A 24,311-nucleotide genomic window follows, 5' to 3' on the forward strand; every position below is an offset into this window, starting at 1 on the left:
TCAGCAAACGCGCCCAACTTTTGGGCGGCGGCTACTTGCGGCGACGCTTCGGCTTGTCCGGCGCCGCGTCACGGATGGTGCTCCAGTCGAGCAAGCCGACCTCTTCATGAATCCAGGCGCGGAAGGCTTCGGCGGCCGCGGGCGGTTTACGCGCTTTCGGTCGGACCAGATAAAACGCGCGGGCCGACGGCAGAGCCAGCGGAAACGGCATCACGAGCTGGCCGCTGCGCAAATCGTCGTAAGCCAGCATGTCATACGACAGCAGCACGCCGGCGCCTTCACAGGCGGCGTCGAGCGCATGATCGGCGCTGTTGAAGCGCAGGCCGCGCTGCAGATCGACATCGCCGGCGCCGGCAGCCTTGAACCATTCCTTCCAGTCCGGCCGCGCCGTGCGCGCGATCAACGAATCGTCATGGACCAGTCGCAGCCGCATAAGATCTTCCGGCGCGCGAATCGGACCGTGCTTTTCCAGAAGACGCGGGCTGCACACCGGCACGTAAAAGACATCGATAAGCTTCTCGGCCTCCAGCGCCGTATCGGCCTGTGGCGGATCAGCCATGTTACGCAACGCCATGTCCACGCCGTCATTGACGAAATTGGCGTTCGTCGCTGTCGCGGAAATCCGCACGTCAATGTCCGGATAGGCTGCGGCAAACCGGTACAGCCGCGGCACCAGCCATTTGGCCGTCAGACCTGGCGAGGTGCTCAGCACAAGGACCTGCGAATTATTGGTCGCCTGCAGATTCGCCACCGCATCGCGGATGTGACCGAAGCCGACCTGAAGTCCCGGATAAAGCTGCTTGCCAGCGGCGGTGAGCGCGATGGCACGGACGCGGCGCTCGAACAGCTTCACGCCGAGCATGTCCTCGAGACCGCGGATCTGATGGCTGAGCGCGCCCGGTGTGACGTTCAGTTCACCGGCCGCCTGCGTCAGGCTCATGTGGCGGGCCGCGGCTTCGAAGGCGCGGAGCGCGGATAGCGGAGGCATCGCCATAGTTGAATATTCCTCAACTGTCGGCTGAGACCTTATCCTTTGTCATAAGGCGTTTCCAGACGCATTTTACGCTCCATGGATGAGGTCGATTCAAGTTTCGGCCTCGCAACGGGGAGATTGCCGCCATGACCATTGCGAGCCCTATCGGATTTCAGGTGATTGCCGTCCCCGCGACGGCGCCGCAAAAGCCCAGTCTGCTGCGCCGGATCTACGACAGCCTGTTCGAATCGCGCGAGCGTCACGCCCAGCGCAACGTCGAAGCCTATATCGCCCGGCGCGGCCATCGGATGACTGACAACCTCGAGCGCGAAATCGGCGAGCGCATGCTGGAAGGCCGCTGGATGTCGCGCCGCTAGCGTCTTTGGCCGGCTGTGAATCCCCTCCGGCCGGCTGATACGGAGACCGTCCGCACATCGCGGGCGGTCTCCTTTTCTTTTCTCAACGGCAGCAAAAAAACGGCCGGGCGTTGGCCCGGCCGTTGATGCATTCAAGCGCAGTTCGCGAGATCAGGTATTCATGCTCTCAAAGAACTCGCCGTTGCTCTTGGTGTTGCGCAGCTTGTCGAGCAGGAAGTCGATCGCATCCATCGTGCCCATCGGGTTGAGGATACGGCGCAGCACGTACATCTTCTTGAGCACGGCCGGTTCGACCAGCAGTTCTTCCTTGCGCGTACCCGAGCGGGTGATGTCGATCGCTGGGAAAGTGCGCTTGTCCGCAACCTTACGGTCGAGGATGAGTTCGGAGTTACCGGTGCCCTTGAATTCTTCGAAGATGACTTCGTCCATGCGGCTGCCGGTATCGATCAGCGCCGTGGCGATGATGGTCAGCGAGCCGCCTTCTTCGATATTACGAGCGGCGCCGAAGAAGCGCTTCGGCCGCTGCAACGCGTTGGCGTCGACACCGCCGGTCAGCACCTTGCCGGATGACGGCACGACGGTGTTATAGGCCCGGCCGAGACGCGTGATCGAATCGAGCAGGATGACGACGTCGCGGCCATGTTCGACCAGGCGCTTGGCCTTCTCGATGACCATTTCGGCCACGGCGACGTGACGCGTCGCCGGTTCGTCGAAGGTCGAGGACACGACTTCGCCCTTCACCGAACGCTGCATGTCGGTGACTTCTTCCGGACGCTCGTCGATCAGAAGAACGATCAGATAGCATTCCGGATGATTGGCGGTGATGGCGTGCGCGATGTTCTGCAGCAGCACGGTTTTACCGGTGCGCGGCGGCGCGACGACGAGGGCGCGCTGGCCCTTGCCGATCGGCGCGACGATGTCGATCACGCGAGCCGACAGATCCTTCTTGGTCGGATCGTCGTGTTCCATCTTCAGCCGCTCGTCGGGATAGAGCGGCGTCAGGTTGTCGAAGTTGATCTTGTGGCGCGCCTTCTCGGGGTCTTCGAAGTTGATGGTGTTGACCTTGAGCAGCGCGAAGTAGCGTTCGCCTTCCTTCGGCGAGCGGATCTGGCCTTCGACGGTGTCACCGGTGCGCAGGCCGAAGCGGCGGATCTGCGACGGCGAGACGTAGATGTCGTCCGGGCCGGACAGGTAATTGGATTCCGGCGAGCGCAAGAAGCCGAAGCCGTCGGACAGAACTTCGACGACGCCTTCGCCGATGATCTCGATCTCCTGGGCGGCGAGCTGCTTCAGGATCGCGAACATCAGCTCCTGCTTGCGCAGCGTTGACGCGTTCTCGACCTGGTGCTCTTCCGCGAAGGAGAGGAGTTCGGCGGGGGTTTTGGACTTGAGGTCCTGGAGTTTCATTTCCCGCATGCGGGTAAGTATCCTTGGGAGGCCTGCTCACCCTTGCAAATACGGGCTCGAGCTGACCGATAGTGGGAGTGAGATCGCAGGTTGGGAGTGACGCGGGGCTTTTTAGGAAGAGGTCCCGGGGGCCCGAGGCTGCGACGGTTCCGAACGGCTCGGGACCGGTAACGCGACTGCATCCGCCTGCGTTCGGTGGGATGGCAAATAAGATAGGTGAGGCCGGGAATTCGCGCAAGGGGCCGCCCGGCCGCGGGTCTGGCTATCGCGCGGCCTGGTTAAGCCGCCTAAAACGGTTTGACCACCACCATGATGACAATGAAGATCAGCAGCACGGTCGGTATTTCATTGATAATTCGATAGAATTTCGCATCCCGGCGATTGCGCCCGGCGGCGAAATCCTTTTGGCAGCGGCCCAAAAAACCGTGCAGGCCGCTCATGACCAGGACCGCCGCGAGCTTGGCATGCAGCCAGCCGGCGGTGAGCCAGCTGCCCTCGATCATCAGAGCGATACCGGCGATCCAGGTCAGCGCCATCGCCGGCGTCATGATGTAGTGCAGCAGGCGGTATTCCATCACTTCGAAGGTCTTGGCCTGTGCCGAGCCCGCCTCGACGCCGGCGTGATACACGAACAACCGCGGCAGATAGAGCATCCCGGCCATCCACGAGATGACGGCGACGATGTGCAGGGCTTTGATCCAGAGGTAGAGCATTATCCTCGCACCCGCTTCAGCATCCGCTCGACGTGCTCGATCGGCGTAGCCGGCAAGATGCCGTGGCCGAGATTGAAGATCAGCGGCCGGTCGGCGAGCGTCAGAACATCATCGACTTCCCGGTCGAGTGCATCACCGCCGGCGAGCAGCGCCAGCGGATCGAGATTGCCCTGCACCGGAACCCGCGGCTGCAGAATGTCGTGCGCCAGACTGCGCGGGAATGCCCAGTCGAGCCCGATGGCGTCGACGCCCGTGATCTCGACGTAAGGCAGCGCCATCGCCCCGGCGCCACGTGGAAAGCCAATGATCTTGGCACCGGGAACCTGAGCCCGTACGCCGGCGACGATCTTTTCCGTCGGCTCCATGCACCAGCGATCGAACTGTTCCGGCGGCAGAATGCCGGCCCAGGTATCGAAAATCTGAACGCAGTCGGCGCCAGCCTTGAGCTGACCGACGAGATACTCGATCGAACCTTGCACCAGTCGATCGATGATGCGTTTGAAGTTCTCCGGATCGCGATAGGCGAACAGCCGAGCCGGGGCCTGATCGGATGTCCCTTCGCCAGCCACCATATAGGTCGCCACGGTCCAGGGAGCGCCACAGAAGCCGATCAGCGCCGTCTTGTCGTCAAGCTGCGCCTTGACGCGGCGAACCGTCTCGTAGACCGGCGCCAGAACATCCGGATCGGCACGATCGCGCAGTCCCGCCAGCGCGGACGCATCGGTCATCGGCTCCAGCTTCGGCCCTTCGCCGGCGAGAAACTCGACCTTGCGGCCGAGAGCCAACGGCATCACCAGAATGTCGGAAAACAAAATAGCAGCATCGAAGCCGAACCGCCGCACGGGTTGCAGCGTTACTTCGGCGGCCAGTTCGGGATTGAAGCAGAGATCGAGGAAGCCGCCAGCCTTCTCGCGAATCTGACGGTATTCCGGGAGATACCGGCCAGCCTGCCGCATCATCCAGACCGGGGGAGTCTCTTCGCGGCGGCCTTCGAGAACACGAAGAAGAGGTTTTGTCCCCACAGGGTCCGGCGTCACGGGCATCTTCCTAAAAGACTCTTAATAGCTTCGCTGTTGTTATTATTAGGCTGTCGATTGGACTCATGACTCGCGGTCAACAATCTGTCCACCGCAGAACCGATCTCTCTTCAGATTCCCCGCTCATTCCAACCCGACGTTGTCCCCGCCGAAACCGCGGTTTTTGCCGTAATTAGCGCGTTATCCCCGCCTATCCCCAGACCGCAGTCCACATCTCGCTCCAGTCCTCGGCAGAGCAGCCAGATTCTGTCCCGTCCTGAGCGATGTGGACAAAAATTGACCTGTCCTGCCGCGGTCGCTTACATGCCCCTGCCGCGGGCGGATTCATCCCCGCCAATCCACATTCCGTCCGGTCGCTATCCCGATGTCCGACACAGGCTACTTTCACCTGCATCTGGTTTCCGACGCGACCGGCGAAACCCTGATCACGGTCGCCCGCGCGGCGGCCGCGCAATACGCCAATGTGGCGCCGGTCGAACACCTCTACCCGATGGTTCGATCGAAGAAGCAGCTCGACCACGTGCTGGCAGAGATAACCGAAGCGCCGGGCCTCGTCCTCTATACCTTGCTGGAAGAAGACCTCATCCAGCTGCTCGAAGACAAGTGCCGCGATCTCGGTCTGCCCTGCATGTCGGTGCTCGGTCCGATCCTGCGGCTGTTCCAGTCCTATCTCGGCGCCGAGACGATCCATCGCGCCGGCGCCCAGCACGTGCTCAATGCCGAATATTTCCATCGTATCGACGCGCTCAACTACACGATGATGCATGATGACGGCCAGCACGTTGTCGGTCTCGAGGAAGCCGACGTCGTGCTGATCGGCGTCTCGCGGACGTCGAAGACGCCGACGTCGATCTATCTCGCCAACCGCGGCGTCAAAACCGGCAACGTGCCGCTGGTGCCTGGCGTACCGGTGGCGCCGGAAGTTGAGAAATTGACGCGGCCACTGGTGGTCGGGCTATTCGCCAGCCCGGAACGTATCGTGCAGATTCGCGAGAACCGGCTGCTCGGCCTCAAGGCGCATCGCGACGACGATCTCTATATCGACAAGACGGCGGTCGCCGAGGAGATCGCGTTTTCGCGCCGTCTCTGCACCAAGCACGGCTGGCCGCTGATCGACGTGACGCGGCGTTCGATCGAAGAAACCGCCGCCGCCGTGATGAAGCTGCTGATGGAACGGCGCCGCCGGCCGGCGACATAGAAAGACAATTCCGCATGCCCTTGTGGATCGCACCTCATCCTCTGGTGCTGGCCTCGAAAAGCGACATTCGCGGCAAGCTTCTGGCCGCGTCCGGGCTGCGCTTCGGCATCCGCGCCGCGCAGATCGACGAACGCGCGGTCGAACGCGATGCCAATGTCAGCGATGCACAGGCTGCGGCCCGGCTGCTGGCGAAGGCCAAAGCCGAAGCCGTATCCGCGCAGATGCCGGGCCATATCGTGCTCGGCGCCGACCAGACCTTGGCGCGCGGCAATATACGGTTGACCAAGCCCGTCAGCCGCGACGAAGCCGCAGCGCAGTTGCGCACGTTGCGCGGCCGCACTCACGAACTGCATTCGGGCATCGCGCTGGTGCGCGACGGAGAAATGCTGTTCGAGATGGTCGATACCGCGCGACTGACGATGCGCGACTTTTCCGACCGATTTCTCGACGACTATCTCGACATGACCGGCACCGCAGCGTTGAGCAGCGTCGGCGCCTATCAGCTCGAGGGCATCGGCATTCATCTGTTCGAGCGCGTCGAGGGCGACTATTTCACCATTCTTGGCCTGCCGATGCTGCCGTTGCTCAGGTTTTTGCGCGACGCCGGTTATGTCGACGGTTGAGGGAGGCCGGCCATGTTCATCCTCGGCCTGACCGGCTCGATCGGCATGGGAAAGACGGCGACCGCCAGGATGTTCGCCGAAGAAGGGGTGCCGGTGCAGGATGCCGACGCGGTGGTGCATGCCCTGTATGAAGGGGAGGCGACGGCGCTGATCGAAGCCGCATTCCCGGGCACGACGGCTGGCGGCGTGGTCAATCGCGTCAAGCTGGGCGCGCAAGTGATCGGCAAAGCGGATGCCATCAAGCGGCTGGAAGCAATCGTGCATCCGCTGGTGGCGCAGAAGCGCGATCAGTTTCTCGCCGAATCCGAGAAAAATGGCGCCGATGTCGCGGTGCTCGATATACCGTTGCTGTATGAGACCGGCGGCGACAAACGCTGCGACGCCGTGGCGGTGGTGTCGGCTCCGGCCGAGGTGCAGCGCGAACGCGTGCTGACGCGGCCGGGCATGACCGAAGAGCGGTTTCTCGCGATCCTGGCCAAGCAGATGCCGGACGCCGAGAAACGCCGGCGCGCCGATTTCATCGTGGATACGTCAAAGGGTTTCGACGCCGCCCGTCAACAGGTGCGTGAGATTCTGGACAAAGTGCGTAAAATGGCGAATCGGTAGCGGGCGTTCCGCGGCTCGGCCGAAGGCGGTCAGCGCGGATCCATAATCAGACCGCTACGGGCTATGGATTCCGGGTCCGCCGCTTTGCGGCATCCCGGAATGACGGATGAGAATATGCGCGAAATCGTCCTCGATACCGAAACCACCGGCCTCGATCCCTTCCAGGGCCACCGCCTGGTCGAAGTCGGCTGCGTCGAACTGCTGAACCGCATTCCGACCGGATTGACGTTCCACGCCTACATCAATCCGGAACGCGACATGCCGTTCGAGGCGTTCAACGTGCACGGCCTGTCGGCGGAGTTCCTCAGCCAGCACAGACGCTTTCACGAGATCGTCGACGAGTTCATCGCCTTCATCGGTGACGACACGCCTCTGGTGATCCACAACGCCGAGTTCGATCACAAATTCCTCTGCGCCGAGCTGAAGCTGGCGAAGCGCGCGCTCATCGCGCGCGAGCGCCTGGTCGACACGCTGGCATTGGCGCGGCGCAAGCATTCCGCCGGCCCGTACAATCTCGATGCGCTGTGCGGCCGTTACGGCATCGACAACTCCCGCCGCACCAAGCACGGCGCGCTGCTCGACGCCGAGATCCTCGCCGAGGTCTATCTGGAATTGCTGGGCGGCCGGCAGGCCTCGCTCAGCCTCGCCGAAAGCGTGTCGCCGACCGCGATCCTTGTCGGCGGCGGCGGTGCAGTCCGCACGCGGCCGGCGCCGCTCAAGCCGCGGCTCACCGCGGCCGAGCTTGCAGCGCACCGCGAATTCGTCGGGACGCTCGGCGAAGCGCCGATCTGGAAGAGCTATCTCGATCAGGCTGGCTAAGACTTACGCCGGTATCGCCTGAATCTCGTCGGCCAGCCGATGCACCTGCTCGCGGATCAGTCTGGTGTGATCGGTCACGCCGATCGCGGCTGAGTTGACCTTGGTTGCCGCGCGCGACGCCTCGACGGCAACGCCTTCGATTTCAACGATCGCCTTGCCGACCTGGCCGACACTGTCGGTCACGGCGTTGCCACTGTTGGCGATCTGCTGCGAGGTCGCCGCCTGTTCCTCAACCGAACTTGCAATGCGCGCCGAAAATTCGTCGAGCTCGCGAATGGTTTCCGAGATCGCAGAGATCGCGGCGACGGACAGTTCGGTCTCGGTGCGCATTGCTTCCACGGACCGGGCGATCTCTTCGGTCGCGCGCGTCGTCTGGCCGGCCAGTGCTTTGACTTCCTGAGCGACGACGGCAAAGCCGCGGCCGGCTTCTCCGGCGCGCGCCGCTTCGATGGTGGCGTTGAGGGCCAGGAGGTTGGTCTGCGCTGCGATGCTGTTGATCAGATCGGTGACATTGCCGATTTCGCCGGTCGCGACGGCCAGCTTGTCGATGATGGACCGCGTCCGGATGGCTTCGCCGACCGCAGCCGCAGCGAGCTCCGAGGAGCGCGCCGCATTGCGGCCGACGTCGGCGATCGAATTGGCGAGAAGTTCGCCGGATGCCGCGGCGCTTTCCACCATTTGCGTCGCCCGTTGGGCGGCCGACGACGCCTTGGCCGACTGGGCGCTGGCCTGCGTCGCGGTCTTGTCCAGGTTTTGCGCGTCGCTTTGCAGCGTCTGCGATGCGCTATGAAGGATCGATGTCGAGCTCTCGATCGCGGTCTTGAAGCTGTGGAGCAGCGAACGCATGTGCTCAGCACGTTGCGTCGTGGCGGCGAACTCTTCCTCACGGCGCTTGCCGACCTGCGACAGTTCGGCAGCCGCGGTCTCCGATGCTTTCTGTGCCTTATCGGCGCTTTCGAACGTCGCCCGAATCGCCACGGTGAAAGCGACCAGCATGCTGGTCTCGATCACGACCGCGAGCGCGTGAATGATCACGCGCAGGAAATCGCTTCCGCCGGTGAACAAGGTCATCGGCATCAGGTAATTCAGAATCAGGTGGTGCAGCGCGATCAGGGCGGCCGCCGAGATGAGGACCGCGACGTCGCATAGGCCGGACAGCATGGCGAGAACGGCGAAGTAATAAAAGTGCATCTCGACCTGCCACGGGTGGCCGGCGAACAGCATGACGAGCAGCGAGGTCTGGCCGATCAGCGCGATGGCCAGCGCGAAGGCGATGAATCGCAACGACCGCTTGAGCGAAATGGCGACGGCCGGCACCAGCGCCAGAGCCGCGGCGACGGCCGCGGTCGAGAGCGGCGATTTGCCGAGCCAAAGCGCGACGAGCGCGAGCACCGGGACGAGGGTCAGCGCCAGCGCGAGCTGGGCCAGGGCAACGGTTTTTCTCAGCTCGTCGAGGCTGGTCATCAGTTCGTACCGAGGATCGATATCGCCGCGGAACAGGCCGCGAGCATCTTCGGGTCGACGACGAACCAGGCGCCGCTGCCGAGCATGCGCTCGATGTAGCCGGGACCAGCCGGCATTACGACGGCGATCGAGCCGAAGCCGCCGAACCGCACGAAGCGGCTGCCATCGGCTGTCGCGCGTTCGATGCTGGCTTGCGATGAGGTCCAGGGCGCGAAAACAACGGCGACGCCGTTTTCAGGATTTTGCGGCACGAGGCCGATCCGGGCGCTCGCCGCCAGTGCCGCTATCGACAGCGACACCAGGGTCAGCACTTCGACGAAACGGCCGGGGCGCGCGCATAGCGTGGTCAAGCGAACAGTGCCTTTGAATGCCCGCCGCTAATACGGAAATACCTCTTAAGAAACCATTATCTATCAGAACGAGAAGCAATAACGCCTGTGCGTTCGAGGCGCACAGGCGTCTGAATGGAACTTTCGGATTTTCGAGCGTTACTGCGCGGGAGCTTGTCCGCCGAGCTGTGCCATCTTCTGGCGATACAGCGCGACGAAATCGACCGGGTCGAGCAGCAGCGGCGGGAAGCCACCGTTGCGCACGGTGGTGGCAATGATTTCGCGGGCAAACGGGAACAGCAACCGCGGGCATTCGATCAGCACGACCGCGTTCATGCTTTCCTGCGGCACATTGCGAATGCGGAACACGCCGCCAAAAGCGAGGTCGAAGCTGAACATCAGACTGCCGCCGGTCTCGGCCTTGCCGCTGAGCTGCAGCACGACTTCGATGTCGCTATCCGACATCGGGGCGGCGTTGACGTTGATCTGGATCGAGATCTGCGGCTGTTCGCCGCCGATGAGCGACTTCGGCGCATTCGGATTCTCGAATGAGAAATCCTTGATGTACTGGGCCACCACATTGAGCTGCGGCACCTGCTCCGGGTTGAAATCCTGAGATTGCCCGCCATTCGTGGTCGTCATGAACTAGTACCCCTGTCTACGCGGCGGTTGGCTAACACGGCCATTTTGAGTGAACAAGGACAACGGCGGTTGCGGTTGTGCTCTTCGAGGCACCGTCGTGCGACATCGTAAATGCGCCGTACCGACCGGGGGGCGGTGGGTGCAGAAGTGCAATTACTGGTGGCGCGGGTCGCCGGCGTCCAGACGACTCCGGCTCGGCAGCGCCGGATCGTCGATCCGGTGCCACTGCTCCGGCTCAAGATCGACCACGCCGTCGGATCGCGCCGGCGGCGGCCTGCGGCCAAGCGCCTCACTGATCCGCGTCCAGAGCGGAACGACGAGGATCAGGAGGCCGAGAACGTCGGTAATAAACCCCGGAACGGCCAGCAAAAAGCCGCCCAAAAGGGTCAGGCCGCCAACGCCATCCGCGCGTAAGGCCGTGAAATTGTTCTGGTTCAGGCCGTCGCGCATCGCGACCCGCATACGGGCGATGTGCTGACCCCCCGCGCGGCGCAGGATCAGCCCGCCGGCTACCGAACCGACGATCAGCAGCGTCAGGGCCAGGGCGAAGCCGTAAACGGCCACTACCGCGATAAACACAGCCAATTCGGCCATGGGCAGCGCCAGGAGGCCGAGCAACAGCCATTTTGCCACATTCATCGGGATTCCTCGGATCGGCTGGCGATATTGGCCTATGCGCCCCGATCGTTTAAGGTTTGCCAAGGTCCGACCGGCGCCGATCGAGCGGCGCTAAGCCATTGGATCGGCGCATCCGTCAGCTTAAATAGGTAGGGCGGGACTAACCGCTACGCCGTCCCGCGGGTGTTTCCGTCCCAACGGCCGGATGCAAAGCTCCCACCGGTACGGTAGCCGAAAGAATGGAAAACGTGTTCGACATCTACACCATCATCTTTTTGGCGCTCGCGGTGTTCATATTCCTGCGGTTGCGCAGCGTGCTGGGACAACGCACCGGCCGCGAGCGGCCGCCTTACGATCCCTTCGCCGCCCGCGAGCCCGCCCGGCCCGCGACCGACAATGTGGTTCAGATTCCGAACCGGCCGGCCGAAGCTTCGCGCACGCCGGATGAGACGCCCGAGGTTGCCGCGGCCGAGCGCTGGAAAGGCGTCGCCGAGGCCGGCTCGCCATTGGCGTCGGGCCTCGACGCCGTGGTCGCCGCGGATCGCACGTTCGACGTCAATCACTTCCTGACCGGCGCCCGCGCCGCCTACGAGATGATCGTGACGGCCTATGCCGAGGGCGACCGGCGTTCCTTGCGCAATCTGCTGTCGCGCGAAGTCTATGACGGTTTCGACGCGGCCATCACCGAGCGTGAGAAGCGCGGCGACGTCGTCGAGAGCCGCTTCGTCTCGATCGACAAGGCGACGATCACCAACGCCGAGGTGCGTGCGCGCAGCGCGCAACTCACTGTTCGTTTCCAGTCCAAGCTCATCTCAGTCACGCGCAACAAGGCCGGCGAGGTTATCGACGGCAATGCCGAAAGCGTGACCGACGTCACCGACGTGTGGACGTTTGCGCGCGATGTGTCGTCGCGTGATCCGAACTGGAAGCTGGTCGCGACCGAAGCCGGACAATAACGCATGGCGCACAAACCCGCGGCAAGCCGATTTCATTGTCTTGTCGCGTTTGGTTTTTCGCTCGGGCTTATGACGGCGGCGGCCGGCCCGGCAACGGCGCAGCCGGTGAAATTCCGCAACGCTGAAATCGAGGCCTTGAGCTTCGACAAGCTCGACGGCTGGCAAAACGACAATCAGGCGGCGGCCTTCTCCGCATATCTGAAAAGCTGCGGCGCCATCCTTCACGGCACCAAGGCGATGCGCACCGCGCGGCCGGTTTATGGCGGATTGTTCAACGCCTGCCGCAACGCCACGGCTGTCGCCGCCAGTGGCAGCATCGATGCCGCAACGGCGCGCAAGTTCTTCGAAGACAATTTCAAGCCGGTCCGCATCCTGCCGGAGATGAAAACCTACGGCTATTACAGCGGAGCTGATGGGTTCTACACCGGCTACTATGAGCCCGAGGTCACCGGCTCGCGCGTCAAGACCGCGGAATATTCGGTCCCGCTCTATGGCGTGCCGTCCAAAGTCGCCGGGAAGAAGAGCAAGGTGTTCGGGCAATACGATCGCACGGACATCGAGAAGGGTGCCCTGGATGGCAAGGGCCTCGAGATCTGCTGGGTGAGGAATCCGGTGGATGCTTTCTTCGCACAAATCCAGGGTTCGACGCGCGTCAAGCTGACCGACGGCGCCCTGATGCGGCTCAACTACATCGCCAGCAACGGCAAGCCCTATACGCCGGTCGGCCGCATCCTGATCGATCAGGGCGTGTACACGCCGGAAGAAATGTCGATGGACAAGATTCGCGCCTACATGGAAGCCAATCCCGAGGAAGGACAGGCGCTGCGCGAAAAAAATCGTTCCTATGTCTTCTTCTCGAAGACGACGCTGGAGCCGCACGAGGAATGTCTCGGCGCGCAGGGCATCCAGTTGACGCCCGGCCGGTCGATCGCTGTCGATCCGTCGATGCATGTTTACGGCACGCCGGTGTGGATCGACGCCAAGCTGCCGTTGAAGAGCGAAGCGCCTGAAGACGCGTTCCAGCGCCTGATGATTGCGCAGGATACCGGTTCGGCCATTCGCGGCGCGGCGCGCGCCGACATCTATTTCGGTCACGGCCCGGATATTCCGTCGATCGCCGGCCGCATCAAGCAGTTCGGCAAGTTCGTCATGCTGGTGCCGAAGGATGTGACGGTGAAGGGCGATGCGGAAGTTGCGGCCAGCGTGCCTCTGCCAAGACCGCGACCGAAGGCTGTTGTCGCCGACGGCACGCATCTCTGACGGCTCAGTGCCATGAGCCGAGACGGCAAACGCCGCGTTCTCAGTTACGAGGAACGCGTTCTCTGGTCGACCATCACCAAGAGCATGAAACCGCTGCGTCCGGAAGACGCGGCTGCCAAAGCCGATGAGGATGTCGCAGAACCGGTTGCGCAGCCGAGGCTGCGGGCGAGCGTAAAAGCCAGGCCCAGCGAACCAGCCGCCATCCTCACACCGTCGCCGCCGAAAACTGCCCCCATCGCGCCGCCGCTGACGCGGCGGGCCAAGCGCAATCTCGCGCGCGGCAAGCAGGATATTGATGCCCGGCTCGATCTGCACGGTTTGACGCAAAGCGAAGCGCATCACGTGCTGCTGCGGTTTTTGCGCGCGGCGAGCGGGCGCGGCGCGCGGCTGGTGCTGGTGATCACCGGCAAAGGGGCGAGTCGGGCCAGCTCTTTTGATGACAGCGGCCGCGAGCGCGGCGTGCTGCGTCGCCAGGTGCCGCAGTGGCTGTCGCTTCCGGAGTTTCGCGAGTATGTTATCGGCTTCGAGGACGCTCACGTCGCGCATGGCGGCGAGGGCGCGCTCTATGTCCGCGTTCGCCGCGCCAAAGCTTGAGCGCAGGCAAGGCAAAGGGGTCGACCATGGCTAAGAAGGCCAAGCGCAAGCGCAAGGTCAAGACAAAGACCAAAAGCAAAGTGAAGAAGCCGAAAGCGGCGGCGCGGAAGAAATCGGCCAAGAAGACGAAATCAGCCATGAAGGCCAAGAGCGCCAAACGGCCGGCGGTTAAGAAGACAAAGAAGGTGGCGAAGAGAGCCAGCCGAACATCCACTGCCAGGAAGTCGGCGACAGAAATGGTCGTCGAGCGTGAGCTGGGCGAAGGTCTGGCCGAGACCTTCCCCGCTTCGGACCCGGTGGCGCTCACCGATCCGACGACGACGATCAAGGAATAACGCGTCCGGATCGCGGCGCCGGCGGCTTTGACGCCGCGGCGAGAGCGCGGCGCGGTCGCGTTTTATGGCGGACCCGGGGCCGGCTGGGTTCAGTCAGCCGCGCCATCAGCCGTGATACGCCGATCCAGATTTCGAAAACGTCGGCTTCGATCTCCGGACGATTGAGCCCGCCGTCGACGGCGCTGGTGACAGGCCCGCTCTTTTCGCGCTTTGCGACCCGCATTCGCCAAATCCCCCCAAGGTTGGCTGCACACGTTTTACAACCAGTAGTATAGGGTGAGCCACAATCCATGTGTCAAGAAAAATTTATACTTGCCTTGACACAGCCTTAGGGCGCGCGGTCTCGGCGGCCGAAGACAGCGACAGAATTTCCAATGCGCCGACGGTTTCGCCGAGGCGCAGCGTAAAGGCGGCGTGCCCGGCATTGAAGAGGACGAAGCGCACCGGTCCCCTGAAGCCCGGTTCAACTTGCAGCTCGCCCGAGAGGATGACGCTGCCGGCGGTCAGACGGGCGACGGCGCCGAAGCGGCCCAGATAATCGTAAGGCAGTTCGACGATCTCGGCCGTCGTTGCGCGCACCGCGCGGCCCGGGCCGAGGCTCAGGACTTTCTTGCGTGCGAGATCGATCCTGTCGCCGCCGCTAACGATCTCGCCGCCGAGCGTCAGCTCTATCGACGCCGTGCGCAAATGGCTGGTCATGAAAGGCTCGATGGCGATGACGCCTTTTTGCACGGCGCGCGCAATCTGATGATTGACCAGTGGACTTGCGGCCGCCCGATCCGGCGTTTGGTGCTGGCCGAACCACTCGCTGAGCCAGTAGTCCGAGCTGTGGCCGGTCAGCCGGCCGAGCTTGCCGGCCATGGCTCGTGAGATCGGCTGGCGGCCGTTGATGATGTTGTTGACCGACTGGCGTGACACGCCGGTCGCTTTGCTGACCGCCACCTGATCGAGACCCAGGCGACTTAGCTCGGCGCGGAGATGCGCGCCCGGCGATGTGCGCTCCGTCCTCGAATCGGTGCCCCTCTTGCCCCGGCTGCCAGCGGCCATGGCCTGTGCTCCCCGCTAAATATTTATTCCTACGCGCTACCCCTAAACATTCGGTGGTACCGCAACCGTTAATTGTAGCGATAAATTAAAGACATGGCACAGCCGCCGGCCGCCCAAAGGCGCCGGCGGCGGTCTGCGTAATGTCGGGCAGGCGCGGAAGAACTAGAGGATGAAGCGGGAGAGGTCGGTGTTCTTGGCCAGATCGCCGATATGCTTTTCAACATAGGCGGCGTCGATGCGGACGGTTTCGCCGGCGCGGTCGGTCGCGGCGAAGGAAATATCATCGAGGATACGTTCCATCACCGTCTGCAGGCGGCGCGCGCCGATGTTCTCGATCGAACCGTTGACCGACACGGCGATATCGGCGATCGCATCGATGGCGTCTTCTGAGAAATCGAGCGTGACGCCTTCAGTGGCCAGCAGCGCCACATACTGCTTGATCAGCGAGGCTTCCGGCTCGGTCAGGATTCGGCGGAAGTCGTCGCGCGTCAGCGCCTTCAGTTCGACGCGGATTGGCAGACGACCTTGCAGTTCCGGCAACAGGTCCGAAGGCTTCGAGATGTGGAAAGCGCCAGAGGCGATGAACAGGATGTGGTCGGTCTTCACCGGTCCGTGCTTGGTATTGACCGTGGTGCCTTCGATCAGCGGCAACAGATCGCGCTGCACGCCTTCGCGCGACACATCGGCGCCGCCGCGGCGCTCGCTGCCAGCGATCTTGTCGACCTCATCGAGGAACACGATGCCATTCTGCTCGGTGCTGCGGATGGCTTCCTGAACGAGCTGTTCGTTGTCGAGCAGCTTGTCGGATTCCTCGTTGAGCAGGATAGCGTGTGATTCGTCGACGGTGACGCGGCGCGTCTTGGTGCGGCTGCCGCCCATTTTGCCGAAGATGTCGCCGATATTGATGGCGCCCATCTGCGCGCCCGGCATGCCGGGAATTTCGAACATCGGCAAACCCTGGCCGCCGGCCTGCACGTCGATTTCGATCTCCTTGTCGTTGAGCTCGCCGTTGCGCAGCTTCTTGCGGAAGCTTTCGCGGGTCGACGGTCCGGAGCCGGGCCCGACCAGCGCATCGAGCACGCGCTCCTCGGCCGCCAGTTCGGCGCGCGCTTGCACGTCCTTGCGGCGCTTTTCGCGCGTCAAAGAGATGGCGATCTCGACGAGATCGCGGATGATCTGTTCGACATCGCGGCCGACATAGCCGACTTCGGTGAATTTGGTCGCTTCAACCTTCAGGAACGGCGCGCCGGCGAGCCTGGCCAAGCGGCGCGAAATCTCGGTCTTGCCGACGCCGGTCGGCCCGATCATCAGGATGTTCTTCGGCAAAACTTCCTCGCGCAGCTTGTCGTCGAGCTGCTGGCGTCGCCAGCGGTTGCGCAGCGCGATGGCAACGGCGCGCTTGGCGTCGTGCTGGCCGACGATGTAGCGGTCGAGTTCGGAGACGATTTCACGCGGGGAGAAGTCGGTCATGTTTATATTATCACCTGATGGTCAACCGCCGCCCTGCCAGGCCCGGACGGCGTCGATCGGATAGATCAGCATGAGAATATTGAGCGTGAGGTTGTCGTGAATGACGTAGCCGACGCCCAATTCCATCATGATAGCCGAACCGATCACCACAAATATAGGGAGGCGCCGCGCCAGGACAAATCCGGCGATCATGGCGACGGTGTCGGATACGGAGTTAATCACGCTGTCGCCGTAATATTGCAACGAGATCGTCGCCGCCCGGTACCGCTCGATGATGAACGGGGAGTTCTCGAGGATTTCCCATCCGCCTTCGACAGCGACCGCGACGGCGAAGCGGATCCAGACCGGCGCTTTTGGCAGGATCAGCCATGTCAGGAAATAGAAGATGAAGCCATGAATGACGTGGGAGAACGAGTACCAGTCCAGGATATGCTGCGAGTTCTCCGAACTCTGCACCTGACCGTGCCAGAGCTTGATGGTGCCGCAGGCGCATATCGGCACGCGTCCCATCGCCAGGAGCACTGCGGCCTGAACCGCGAGCAGCGCGGCCGCGACAATGACGCAGTTCCGCAGCGTGTGACGCGCCGCGTCGGTCATGCCGATTTCAGGCTTTCGACCGTAATGTTTCGATTGGTGTAGACGCAGATGTCGGCCGCGATATCGAGCGACTTTCGCACGATGGCCTCGGCATCGGCGCCGGTGTCGAGCAGGGCGCGCGCGGAGGCCAGCGCGTAGTTGCCGCCGGAGCCGATGCCGGCGACGCCGGCTTCCGGCTCCAGCACATCGCCATTGCCGGTCAGCACCAGCGACACCTGCGCGTCGGCGACGATCATCATGGCCTCGAGCCGGCGCAGATAGCGGTCGGTACGCCAGTCCTTGGCGAGTTCGACGGCGGCGCGCAGCAGTTGGCTCGGGTATTGCTCGAGCTTGGATTCGAGCCGCTCGAACAGGGTAAAAGCGTCTGCCGTGGCGCCGGCGAAGCCGCCGATGACGTCACCCTTGCCCAGTTTGCGGACTTTCTTGGCGTTGGCTTTGACGATGGTCTGGCCGATGGACACCTGGCCGTCGCCGCCGATCACAACGGTGCCGCCCTTGCGCACGGTCAGGATCGTGGTGCCATGCCAGGACGGCAGTTCGTTCGAGGACATACGCTTTACCCCTGCAATTTCGGTCATCTAGGCACGCCTAGCCGGGTTTGCAAACCTCGCTGGCACGCGCCGCGCTGCGCTGGTGCACGCTGTCGCGCCGATCCGCCGCGTTGACAATGCGCGGTGCGATCCTACATTCGGCACCATGAGGTCTCTGTTGCGCCATACTGCACGCCATTTTTCGCGCGCCGGTCATCTGCACGCAGGCAGGTAACCCGGGCGACGGCTGTCTGTCGTCCCGGGCTTGTCGACCTTCTTCCTCCGCTCAAATCGCCTAACCAATCGTCGCTAACCGTTTGTCCGCGGGCCGTGGCGCACGAACGCCGTCGCCGCCGTGTGCGGCAGGCGGCCCATGGAACGCTGGAGTGCTCTCATGCCGTCAATGCTGCGCAAGGAACTGCCGCCGATTATCGTCAGCGGAATGGATTTCGACCGTCTCGAGCGGCTGGTCGCCGCCGCCAGCCCGGAGTCGCGCACCGCCGATTTCCTGGCGCGAGAGATCGCGCGCGCGACCATCGTGCCGTCCGGCTTCCTGCTGCGCGGGGTCGTAGCCATGGGGTCGGAGGTCGAATTCCGCGACGACGCCACCGGCCGGTCGCGGACGGTTAACCTCGTTTATCCGGACCAGGCGGACCTTGATGACGGCAAGCTGTCGGTCCTGTCGCCAGTCGGCGCGGCCCTGATCGGCCTGTCGGTGGGGCAATCGATCGAATGGGAGACCCCAACCGGCGACTGGCGCTCGCTGACCGTCCTGAGTGTCGGGGGCGCCGGCGCTGTGGCATAACCCCGCAACCCCTGATAAAAGGCCGCCGAAACGAGGATTTAGCCCTGATGCGCACCGCCACCATCAAGCGCAAGACCAAGGAAACCGACATCGAGGTCACCATCGACCTCGACGGCAAGGGCCGTTCGCAGATCGCGACCGGTATCGGCTTCCTGGACCATATGCTCGACCTCCTGGCGCGCCACTCCCGCATCGACATGACCGTCAAGGCGGTCGGCGACCTGCACATCGATTTTCATCACACGGCTGAAGACGTCGGCATCGCGCTCGGCCAGGCGGTCAAGCAGGCCCTCGGCGACATGAAGGGCATCGGCCGCTATGCCGACGTCCACATGCCGATGGACGAGACGCTGACGCGCGTTGCACTCGACATCTCCGGCCGGCCGTTCCTGGTGTTCAAGGCGACGTTCGGGCGCGACAAGGTCGGCACCTTCGATACCGAACTGGTGCAGGAGTGGTTTCAGGCTTTCGCCATGAACGCCGGCGTGACGCTGCACGTCGAGTGTCTGTACGGCACCAACGACCATCACATCGCCGAGTCCTGCTTCAAGGGTTTGGCGCGCTGCCTGCGCTCGGCCGTCGCGATCGACGAGCGCACCAAGGACGAAGTGCCCTCGACCAAGGGAACGCTGGGAAATTGATTGTCATTCCGGGGCGCGAGCGAAAGCGAGCGAGCCCGGAATCCATAACCCCGGTCTGTGAATATGGATTCCGGGCGCGCATCCTTCCGACGCGCCCCGGGATGACCAGAGAGTGATCGAGTAAACCAAATGCCCACCTACACCGTGCACGAGCCGCCGCTGCGGAAGAACGAAAGCGTTGCCAGTCCGGAACGCTTTGTTTTCGTGCGCGATGGATTCCACTTCTGGGCCTTCCTGCTGCCGCCGCTGTGGTTCGTGCTGAGGCGGCTGTGGCTGGCGCTGATCATTTATGTCGTCGCGTCGATCGCGCTCGACTTCGCGCTGTCGCGCGCGCATGTGCCGGCGTCGTGGCGCATGCTCGTCGACGTCCTGATCGCGATCCTCATCGGCTTCGAAGCGGCGAGCATCCAGCGCTGGACCTTGCAGCGCCGCAAGTGGAAGACCTTGGGCTTCGTCGTCGCCGAAGATGGCGAACTCGCCGAGCGCCGCTTCTTCGGCGCCTGGACGCAACGCGCCGCAACGCCGTCCGGCACGCCGCCGGTCGAGAGCACGCCGCTTTATGCAGCACCGGTGCGTCGCGGGCCGCCGTCCGGCTCCGACGTCATCGGTTTGTTTCCCGAGCCGGGGACGTCCCGATGAGCGTCGCCATTGTCGATTACGGCTCGGGCAACCTGCACTCGGCGGCCAAGGCGTTCGAACGCGCCGCGCGCGAGAGCGGCCATGACCAGCCGATCCTCGTGACATCGAGCCCGGACGACGTTGCGAAAGCCGATCGCATCGTGCTGCCCGGCGTCGGGGCTTATGCCGACTGCAAGCGCGGCCTGGTCGCTGTACCCGGCATGATCGATGCGCTGGAAGAAGCCGTCCGCAAGAACGGCCGGCCGTTCTTCGGCATTTGCGTCGGCATGCAGCTTCTCGCCGAGCGCGGCCTGGAATATCAGGTAACGCCAGGTCTCGGCTGGATCGCGGGCGAGGTCGACCGGATCGCCCCAGCCGATCCGGAACTGAAGATCCCGCACATGGGATGGAATACGCTCGACCTGAAGAAGATGCATCCGCTGCTCGACGAAATCCCGCTTGGGCCTGACGGACTGCACGCCTATTTCGTGCACTCCTATCAGTTCAAGACGGCGAATAAAGACGACCTGGTCGCGCAGACCGAATACGGCGGGCCGCTCACCGCAATCGTCGGTCGCGACAACATTGTCGGCACGCAGTTTCACCCCGAAAAGAGCCAACGCCTCGGGCTGAAGCTGATCGCGAACTTTTTGAAATGGACGCCATGATTCTGTTTCCCGCCATCGATCTCAAGGAAGGCCTCGCCGTGCGCCTGGAGCAGGGCGACATGGCGCGCGCGACCGTGTTTCACCGCGACCCGGCGGCGCAGGCGCGCGCCTTCGAGGTGCAGGGCTTTCATTACTTGCACATCGTCGATCTCGACGGCGCCTTCGCCGGCAAGCCGGTGAATGCCGATGCGGTCGATCGTATTCTCGAAACCATTGGCATTCCGGTGCAGCTCGGCGGCGGGGTGCGTGACATGGCGACGGTGGAAGGCTGGCTTGGCAAGGGCGTCGATCGCGTCATCATCGGCACCGCCGCGGTGCGCGATCCGCAATTCGTCAAGGAAGCGGCGAAGAAGTATCACGGCCGCATCGCCGTCGGGCTCGACGCCCGCGACGGCAAGGTCGCGGTCGAAGGCTGGGCGGAAACGTCGGAGCTGACCGCGCTCGAGATTGCGCGCCGCTTCGAGGATGCCGGCGTATCCGCGATCATCTACACCGACATCGCGCGCGACGGCCTGCTCAAGGGCATCAACTGGGAGGCCACCATTGCGCTGGCCGAAGCCATTGCCATTCCGGTTATCGCCTCGGGCGGGCTGGCCTCGATGGATGATATCCGCGCATTGCTCGAGCCGCGCGCGCGCAAGCTGCAGGGCGCCATCGCCGGCCGAGCGATCTATGACGGCCGGCTCGACGTCGCGGAAGCGCTGAAGCTTATCGGCGAGGCAGAGGCGCAGCGCTGATGTTCAAGGTTCGCGTCATTCCTTGCCTCGATGTGAAAGACGGCCGCGTCGTCAAGGGCGTCAACTTCGTCAATCTGCGCGATGCCGGCGATCCGGTGGAGGCGGCGGTGGCCTATGATGCCGCAGGCGCCGATGAGCTCTGCTTTCTCGACATCACGGCGAGCCACGAAAACCGCGATACGATCTTCGACGTCGTGACGCGCACGGCGGAGGCCTGCTTCATGCCGCTGACCGTCGGCGGCGGCGTGCGCACGGTGGAAGATATTCGCAAGCTGCTGAAATGCGGCGCCGACAAGGTGTCGATCAACACCGCGGCGGTGAACCGGCGCGCTTTTGTGAAGGAAGCGGCGGAGAAGTTCGGCGATCAGTGCATCGTCGTCGCCATCGACGCCAAGAGAGTCTCGAAGGACGGCGAGCCGCCGCGCTGGGAGATCTTCACCCATGGTGGCCGCAATCCGACCGGCCTCGACGCCATCGATTATGCGCGCGAGGTCGTATCGCTGGGTGCTGGCGAAATTCTGCTCACCTCGATGGACCGCGACGGCACCCGGTCCGGCTTCGATATCGCGCTGACCTGCGCGGTGGCCGATGCGGTGCCGGCGCCGGTGATCGCCTCCGGCGGAGTCGGCAATCTCGATCACCTGGTGGCGGGTATTCGCGACGGTCATGCCACGGCTGTGCTTGCCGCATCGATCTTCCATTTCGGTGAGTATTCGGTGCGCGAAGCCAAGGAATACATGGCCAAAGCCGGCCTGCCGATGCGGCTCGACCCATGACAGCGGAATGACGCGACCGGCATAACCTGCTAAATCACGCCCCGGAAAGGGCCTCCATGAGCTTCACCCTCGCCGACCTGGAAAAGCGCATCGACGAGCGCTCGCGCGCCACCGCCGAGCAGTCCTATACGCGCAGCCTTATCGAAAAAGGCCCGGCGCATTGCGCCAAGAAAATGGGCGAGGAGGCGTTCGAAACCGCGATCGCCGCCGTGTCCGAAGACAAGGGCCGGCTCGTTTCCGAAGCCGCCGATCTTATCTATCACCTGATGGTGCTCTTGAAGACGAAGGGCGTGCCGTTCGCCGAGGTCGAAGCCGAGCTCGACCGGCGCACGGCGCAATCGGGCCACGCCGAGAAGGCGTCACGGAAAGCGTGACGGCTGCGTAATGGAACAGCGCGTCGAAGAAAATCTGTCGCCCTACCGCAGCTTCTCGCGCGCGGAGTGGGCGGCGTTGCGCGAAGACGCGCCGATGACGCTGACCTCGGAAGAGGTGACGCGGCTGCGCTCGCTGCACGACCGGCTCGACATCAAGGAAGTCGAGGACATCTACCTGCCATTGTCGCGGCTGCTGTCGCTCTACGTCACCGCGACGCAGCGGCTGTTCCGCGCGCAGGAGCGTTTCCTCAACGTCACCGACGAGAAGATGCCGTTCATCATCGGCGTTGCCGGTTCGGTCGCGGTGGGTAAATCGACCACCGCGCGCGTGCTGCAGGCCTTGCTGGCGCGCTGGCCAGCGTCGCCCAAAGTCGATCTCGTCACCACCGACGGCTTCCTGTTTCCCAACGCGGTGCTCGAGCGCGAAGGCTTGATGGAGAAGAAGGGCTTTCCCGAAAGCTACGATCTCGCCACGCTGCTGCGCTTCCTGTCCGACGTCAAAGCGGGGCGGCGGCCGGCGCGGGCGCCGATCTATTCGCATCTGATCTATGACGTGGTGCCGAACCAGTGGGTCGAGGTCGATCGTCCCGACATTCTCATCGTCGAAGGCCTCAACGTCTTGCAGACCGGGCGCCTGCCGAAGGATGGCAAGGCCATTCCGTTCGTGTCCGACTTCTTCGACTTCTCTGTCTATATCGATGCCGAGGAAGACGTCCTCAAGGACTGGTACGTCGATCGCTTTCTGACCTTGCGCGGCACCTCATTCCGCGATCCGAAGTCCTACTTCCATCGCTATTCGGAATTGTCGGATGCCGAGGCGGGCAAGACCGCGATGTCGATCTGGGAGCGTATCAATCTCGTGAACCTGCACGAGAATATCCTGCCGACACGGCAGCGTGCCGATCTGATCCTGAAGAAGAGCGCGACTCACAAGATCGAGAAAGTGTCGCTGCGGAGGCTGTAGCTCGTCGTCCCGGGTGAGCGTTAGCGGGACCCACAGCCACCATTCGATCGAGAAGTCACGGTGTATGAGTGCCCGCCTTCGCGGGGGCGACTCGCGGAGGGCTACGCCGCGCGGCGGCTGAGGTCGAAGTGCTCCATATAGCGCTGCTTGATTGCAGCAACCGGCAGCACGATCAGGACGTCGGTGGTGCCAAATTCATGATCGACCACGGCGCCGTCGCCGATATAGGCCCCCAGCCGCAAGTAGCCCTTCACCAGCGGGGGAAGGAGTCGCAACGCTTCCTTCGGATCGATGGCTTCCTTGGAGATGCGATTCATCTCGACATAGCGTTCCGGCAGCGCCTGCGCGCGCCATTCTTCCGGCGCGCGGGCGTAGTGATGCAGGAATGACAGCGGCAGCGCGAGACGCTTTGGCTCGGTGCCGTCGAGGCTGGCGCAGCCGATCATCACGTCGCAGCGGTTCTGCGTGATGTAGGCATGGATGCCGTGCCACAGCAGCTCGACCGTACGTTTGTTGCGATATGGCGCCAGCACGCAGGAGCGGCCGAGTTCGAGGAATTGCAGGCGGCGGTGGCGCGCGATCAGGCCGCCAATGTCGAATTCGCCGGAGGTGTAGAAGCCGCCATGCTCTTCAGCCAGTGCCTGGCGCAGCAGTCGGTAAGTGCCGACGACCGCCGGCCGGTTGCCGGGCGCGCCTTCGCGCGCGGCATGATCGAGCACCAAGAGGTGGTCGCAGATCGCGTCGTAGCCATCGACGTCGCGGCGGGCGAACAGCCGGCCCGGGTTCGGGATGGCGGCGCCTTCTTGATAGAACACGCGGTAACGAAGCTTCTGCGCCTGGCGCACCTCAGCGGCAGTTTGGGCGAGGCGAACCTCGAGCGAACCCATGCGGCCGAGGCTCTGCACCGGGCGGTGCGCGCGTGCCGCCCAGGCCTGCAGGCCGCCATAGGCTTGCAACGACGAAATCAGGCCTGGCGCGGCTGGAACCGCGCGACGGCGGCCGAACATGTTACGCGTCTGATTCACGCTGACGTCGCGTGCCATAAAGGAGCCCTTTGGAGCTTTTTCCGGGTTCATTTCCGCGATAAAGCGCGGTTTTCACGCCATTCAAGACCTGACGAATCGACACTGCCG

Annotated in this window: 30 protein-coding genes; 17 read left to right on the forward strand and 13 right to left on the reverse strand. The window is 63.4% G+C overall.

Annotation, left to right across the window (positions count from 1 at the left end; translation table 11 throughout):
• Window positions 1-31: 31 nt before the first annotated feature.
• A complete protein-coding gene (gene gcvA, locus ASD45_RS17485) occupies window positions 32-994 on the reverse strand; it encodes a transcriptional regulator GcvA (RefSeq protein WP_056912973.1) in 963 nt (320 codons plus the stop codon).
• Window positions 995-1,119: 125 nt separating this feature from the next.
• Between gcvA and ASD45_RS17490 the strand changes: the two genes are divergently transcribed.
• Window positions 1,120-1,350 (forward strand): hypothetical protein, encoded by a 231-nt coding sequence (locus ASD45_RS17490; RefSeq protein ID WP_056912974.1) that lies wholly within the window; start codon window positions 1,120-1,122, stop codon window positions 1,348-1,350.
• Between the two features lie 150 nt (window positions 1,351-1,500).
• Here the strand turns inward: ASD45_RS17490 and rho are convergent, their stop codons facing one another.
• The 3 genes from rho to hemE all read right to left on the reverse strand — a co-directional run bounded on the left by rho (window position 1,501) and on the right by hemE (window position 4,513).
• Complete coding sequence (gene rho / locus ASD45_RS17495; RefSeq protein WP_056912975.1) at window positions 1,501-2,766, reverse strand: transcription termination factor Rho; 1,266 nt, start codon at window positions 2,764-2,766, stop codon at window positions 1,501-1,503.
• Window positions 2,767-3,044: 278 nt separating this feature from the next.
• Entirely contained in the window at window positions 3,045-3,470 is a 426-nt protein-coding gene (hemJ, locus tag ASD45_RS17500) for a protoporphyrinogen oxidase HemJ (RefSeq protein WP_056912976.1), read from the reverse strand.
• On the reverse strand, window positions 3,470-4,513 hold the full coding sequence (gene hemE / locus ASD45_RS17505) for a uroporphyrinogen decarboxylase (RefSeq protein WP_056912977.1): 1,044 nt from the start codon (window positions 4,511-4,513) through the stop codon (window positions 3,470-3,472). Before hemE ends, hemJ begins: the two co-directional genes overlap by 1 nt.
• 352 nt (window positions 4,514-4,865) lie before the next feature.
• Here hemE and ASD45_RS17510 point away from each other — a divergent pair, with 352 nt between their 5' ends.
• The 4 genes from ASD45_RS17510 (at window position 4,866) to dnaQ (ending at window position 7,753) form a co-directional block, all read left to right on the forward strand.
• Window positions 4,866-5,705, forward strand: a complete 840-nt coding sequence (locus tag ASD45_RS17510) for a pyruvate, water dikinase regulatory protein (protein ID WP_056912978.1) — start codon at window positions 4,866-4,868, stop codon at window positions 5,703-5,705.
• Window positions 5,706-5,719: 14 nt separating this feature from the next.
• Window positions 5,720-6,328, forward strand: a complete 609-nt coding sequence (locus tag ASD45_RS17515) for a Maf family protein (protein WP_056912979.1) — start codon at window positions 5,720-5,722, stop codon at window positions 6,326-6,328.
• A gap of 12 nt (window positions 6,329-6,340) precedes the next feature.
• Window positions 6,341-6,934, forward strand: a complete 594-nt coding sequence (gene coaE / locus ASD45_RS17520; protein WP_056912980.1) for a dephospho-CoA kinase — start codon at window positions 6,341-6,343, stop codon at window positions 6,932-6,934.
• A 114-nt stretch (window positions 6,935-7,048) separates the two neighbouring features.
• Window positions 7,049-7,753, forward strand: coding sequence for a DNA polymerase III subunit epsilon (gene dnaQ, locus ASD45_RS17525; RefSeq protein ID WP_056913579.1), 705 nt, complete (start codon window positions 7,049-7,051; stop codon window positions 7,751-7,753).
• A gap of 3 nt (window positions 7,754-7,756) precedes the next feature.
• On the opposite strand, the gene ASD45_RS17530 is transcribed toward dnaQ, so the two are convergent.
• From ASD45_RS17530 to ASD45_RS17545, 4 genes are all read right to left on the reverse strand, one after another.
• Window positions 7,757-9,217: a methyl-accepting chemotaxis protein gene (locus tag ASD45_RS17530; protein ID WP_056912981.1), complete on the reverse strand. Its 1,461-nt coding sequence runs from the start codon at window positions 9,215-9,217 to the stop codon at window positions 7,757-7,759.
• Complete coding sequence (locus ASD45_RS17535; RefSeq protein ID WP_056912982.1) at window positions 9,217-9,567, reverse strand: hypothetical protein; 351 nt, start codon at window positions 9,565-9,567, stop codon at window positions 9,217-9,219. Before ASD45_RS17535 ends, ASD45_RS17530 begins: the two co-directional genes overlap by 1 nt.
• Window positions 9,568-9,705: 138 nt before the next feature.
• Window positions 9,706-10,188 carry a protein-export chaperone SecB gene (gene secB, locus ASD45_RS17540; protein WP_056912983.1) on the reverse strand — a complete coding sequence of 161 codons (483 nt, stop codon included), beginning with the start codon at window positions 10,186-10,188 and terminating at the stop codon, window positions 9,706-9,708.
• Window positions 10,189-10,341: 153 nt separating this feature from the next.
• Window positions 10,342-10,827, reverse strand: a complete 486-nt coding sequence (locus ASD45_RS17545) for an FxsA family protein (protein WP_056912984.1) — start codon at window positions 10,825-10,827, stop codon at window positions 10,342-10,344.
• 218 nt (window positions 10,828-11,045) lie between these two features.
• Between ASD45_RS17545 and ASD45_RS17550 the strand changes: the two genes are divergently transcribed.
• Genes ASD45_RS17550 through ASD45_RS17565 form a run of 4 tightly spaced genes read left to right on the forward strand, consistent with a single transcriptional unit; the run spans window position 11,046 to window position 13,951 of the window.
• Window positions 11,046-11,762, forward strand: a complete 717-nt coding sequence (locus ASD45_RS17550) for a Tim44/TimA family putative adaptor protein (RefSeq protein ID WP_056912985.1) — start codon at window positions 11,046-11,048, stop codon at window positions 11,760-11,762.
• A gap of 3 nt (window positions 11,763-11,765) precedes the next feature.
• Window positions 11,766-13,022 carry an MltA domain-containing protein gene (locus tag ASD45_RS17555; RefSeq protein ID WP_082541006.1) on the forward strand — a complete coding sequence of 419 codons (1,257 nt, stop codon included), beginning with the start codon at window positions 11,766-11,768 and terminating at the stop codon, window positions 13,020-13,022.
• 12 nt (window positions 13,023-13,034) lie between these two features.
• The gene (locus tag ASD45_RS17560; RefSeq protein ID WP_056912987.1) at window positions 13,035-13,616 is read left to right on the forward strand and encodes a Smr/MutS family protein; all 582 of its coding nucleotides are present in this window, start codon (window positions 13,035-13,037) and stop codon (window positions 13,614-13,616) included.
• Window positions 13,617-13,642: 26 nt separating this feature from the next.
• Complete coding sequence (locus ASD45_RS17565; RefSeq protein ID WP_056912988.1) at window positions 13,643-13,951, forward strand: hypothetical protein; 309 nt, start codon at window positions 13,643-13,645, stop codon at window positions 13,949-13,951.
• A 306-nt stretch (window positions 13,952-14,257) separates the two neighbouring features.
• On the opposite strand, the gene ASD45_RS17575 is transcribed toward ASD45_RS17565, so the two are convergent.
• The 4 genes from ASD45_RS17575 to hslV all read right to left on the reverse strand — a co-directional run bounded on the left by ASD45_RS17575 (window position 14,258) and on the right by hslV (window position 17,616).
• Complete coding sequence (locus tag ASD45_RS17575) at window positions 14,258-14,998, reverse strand: helix-turn-helix domain-containing protein (protein ID WP_056912990.1); 741 nt, start codon at window positions 14,996-14,998, stop codon at window positions 14,258-14,260.
• 162 nt (window positions 14,999-15,160) lie between these two features.
• Window positions 15,161-16,468 (reverse strand): ATP-dependent protease ATPase subunit HslU, encoded by a 1,308-nt coding sequence (gene hslU, locus ASD45_RS17580; RefSeq protein WP_056912991.1) that lies wholly within the window; start codon window positions 16,466-16,468, stop codon window positions 15,161-15,163.
• A 21-nt stretch (window positions 16,469-16,489) separates the two neighbouring features.
• Entirely contained in the window at window positions 16,490-17,065 is a 576-nt protein-coding gene (locus tag ASD45_RS17585; protein ID WP_056912992.1) for a DUF2585 domain-containing protein, read from the reverse strand.
• Window positions 17,062-17,616, reverse strand: a complete 555-nt coding sequence (gene hslV, locus ASD45_RS17590) for an ATP-dependent protease subunit HslV (RefSeq protein WP_056912993.1) — start codon at window positions 17,614-17,616, stop codon at window positions 17,062-17,064. Before hslV ends, ASD45_RS17585 begins: the two co-directional genes overlap by 4 nt.
• Before the next feature lie 373 nt (window positions 17,617-17,989).
• Here hslV and rnk point away from each other — a divergent pair, with 373 nt between their 5' ends.
• From rnk to coaA, 8 genes are all read left to right on the forward strand, one after another.
• Window positions 17,990-18,400: a nucleoside diphosphate kinase regulator gene (rnk, locus tag ASD45_RS17595; RefSeq protein ID WP_056913580.1), complete on the forward strand. Its 411-nt coding sequence runs from the start codon at window positions 17,990-17,992 to the stop codon at window positions 18,398-18,400.
• A 47-nt stretch (window positions 18,401-18,447) separates the two neighbouring features.
• Window positions 18,448-19,041: an imidazoleglycerol-phosphate dehydratase HisB gene (gene hisB, locus ASD45_RS17600; RefSeq protein WP_056912994.1), complete on the forward strand. Its 594-nt coding sequence runs from the start codon at window positions 18,448-18,450 to the stop codon at window positions 19,039-19,041.
• A 129-nt stretch (window positions 19,042-19,170) separates the two neighbouring features.
• The gene (locus ASD45_RS17605; protein WP_056912995.1) at window positions 19,171-19,680 is read left to right on the forward strand and encodes a DUF2628 domain-containing protein; all 510 of its coding nucleotides are present in this window, start codon (window positions 19,171-19,173) and stop codon (window positions 19,678-19,680) included.
• Entirely contained in the window at window positions 19,677-20,327 is a 651-nt protein-coding gene (gene hisH / locus ASD45_RS17610) for an imidazole glycerol phosphate synthase subunit HisH (RefSeq protein ID WP_056912996.1), read from the forward strand. The genes ASD45_RS17605 and hisH overlap by 4 nt, the downstream gene beginning before the upstream one ends.
• Window positions 20,324-21,064: a 1-(5-phosphoribosyl)-5-[(5-phosphoribosylamino)methylideneamino]imidazole-4-carboxamide isomerase gene (gene hisA / locus ASD45_RS17615; protein ID WP_056913581.1), complete on the forward strand. Its 741-nt coding sequence runs from the start codon at window positions 20,324-20,326 to the stop codon at window positions 21,062-21,064. Before hisH ends, hisA begins: the two co-directional genes overlap by 4 nt.
• Window positions 21,064-21,840, forward strand: a complete 777-nt coding sequence (gene hisF, locus ASD45_RS17620) for an imidazole glycerol phosphate synthase subunit HisF (RefSeq protein ID WP_056912997.1) — start codon at window positions 21,064-21,066, stop codon at window positions 21,838-21,840. The genes hisA and hisF overlap by 1 nt, the downstream gene beginning before the upstream one ends.
• Before the next feature lie 56 nt (window positions 21,841-21,896).
• Window positions 21,897-22,214 carry a phosphoribosyl-ATP diphosphatase gene (locus ASD45_RS17625; RefSeq protein ID WP_056912998.1) on the forward strand — a complete coding sequence of 106 codons (318 nt, stop codon included), beginning with the start codon at window positions 21,897-21,899 and terminating at the stop codon, window positions 22,212-22,214.
• 10 nt (window positions 22,215-22,224) lie between these two features.
• A complete protein-coding gene (gene coaA / locus ASD45_RS17630) occupies window positions 22,225-23,178 on the forward strand; it encodes a type I pantothenate kinase (RefSeq protein WP_056912999.1) in 954 nt (317 codons plus the stop codon).
• A 101-nt stretch (window positions 23,179-23,279) separates the two neighbouring features.
• Here coaA and ASD45_RS17635 read toward each other — a convergent pair whose 3' ends face one another.
• Window positions 23,280-24,185: a GNAT family N-acyltransferase gene (locus ASD45_RS17635; protein WP_244485561.1), complete on the reverse strand. Its 906-nt coding sequence runs from the start codon at window positions 24,183-24,185 to the stop codon at window positions 23,280-23,282.
• Between the last annotated feature and the right edge of the window lie 126 nt (window positions 24,186-24,311).

The sequence above is a fragment of the Pseudolabrys sp. Root1462 genome, from assembly GCF_001426945.1.
In the GTDB taxonomy this organism is placed as follows: domain Bacteria; phylum Pseudomonadota; class Alphaproteobacteria; order Rhizobiales; family Xanthobacteraceae; genus Pseudolabrys.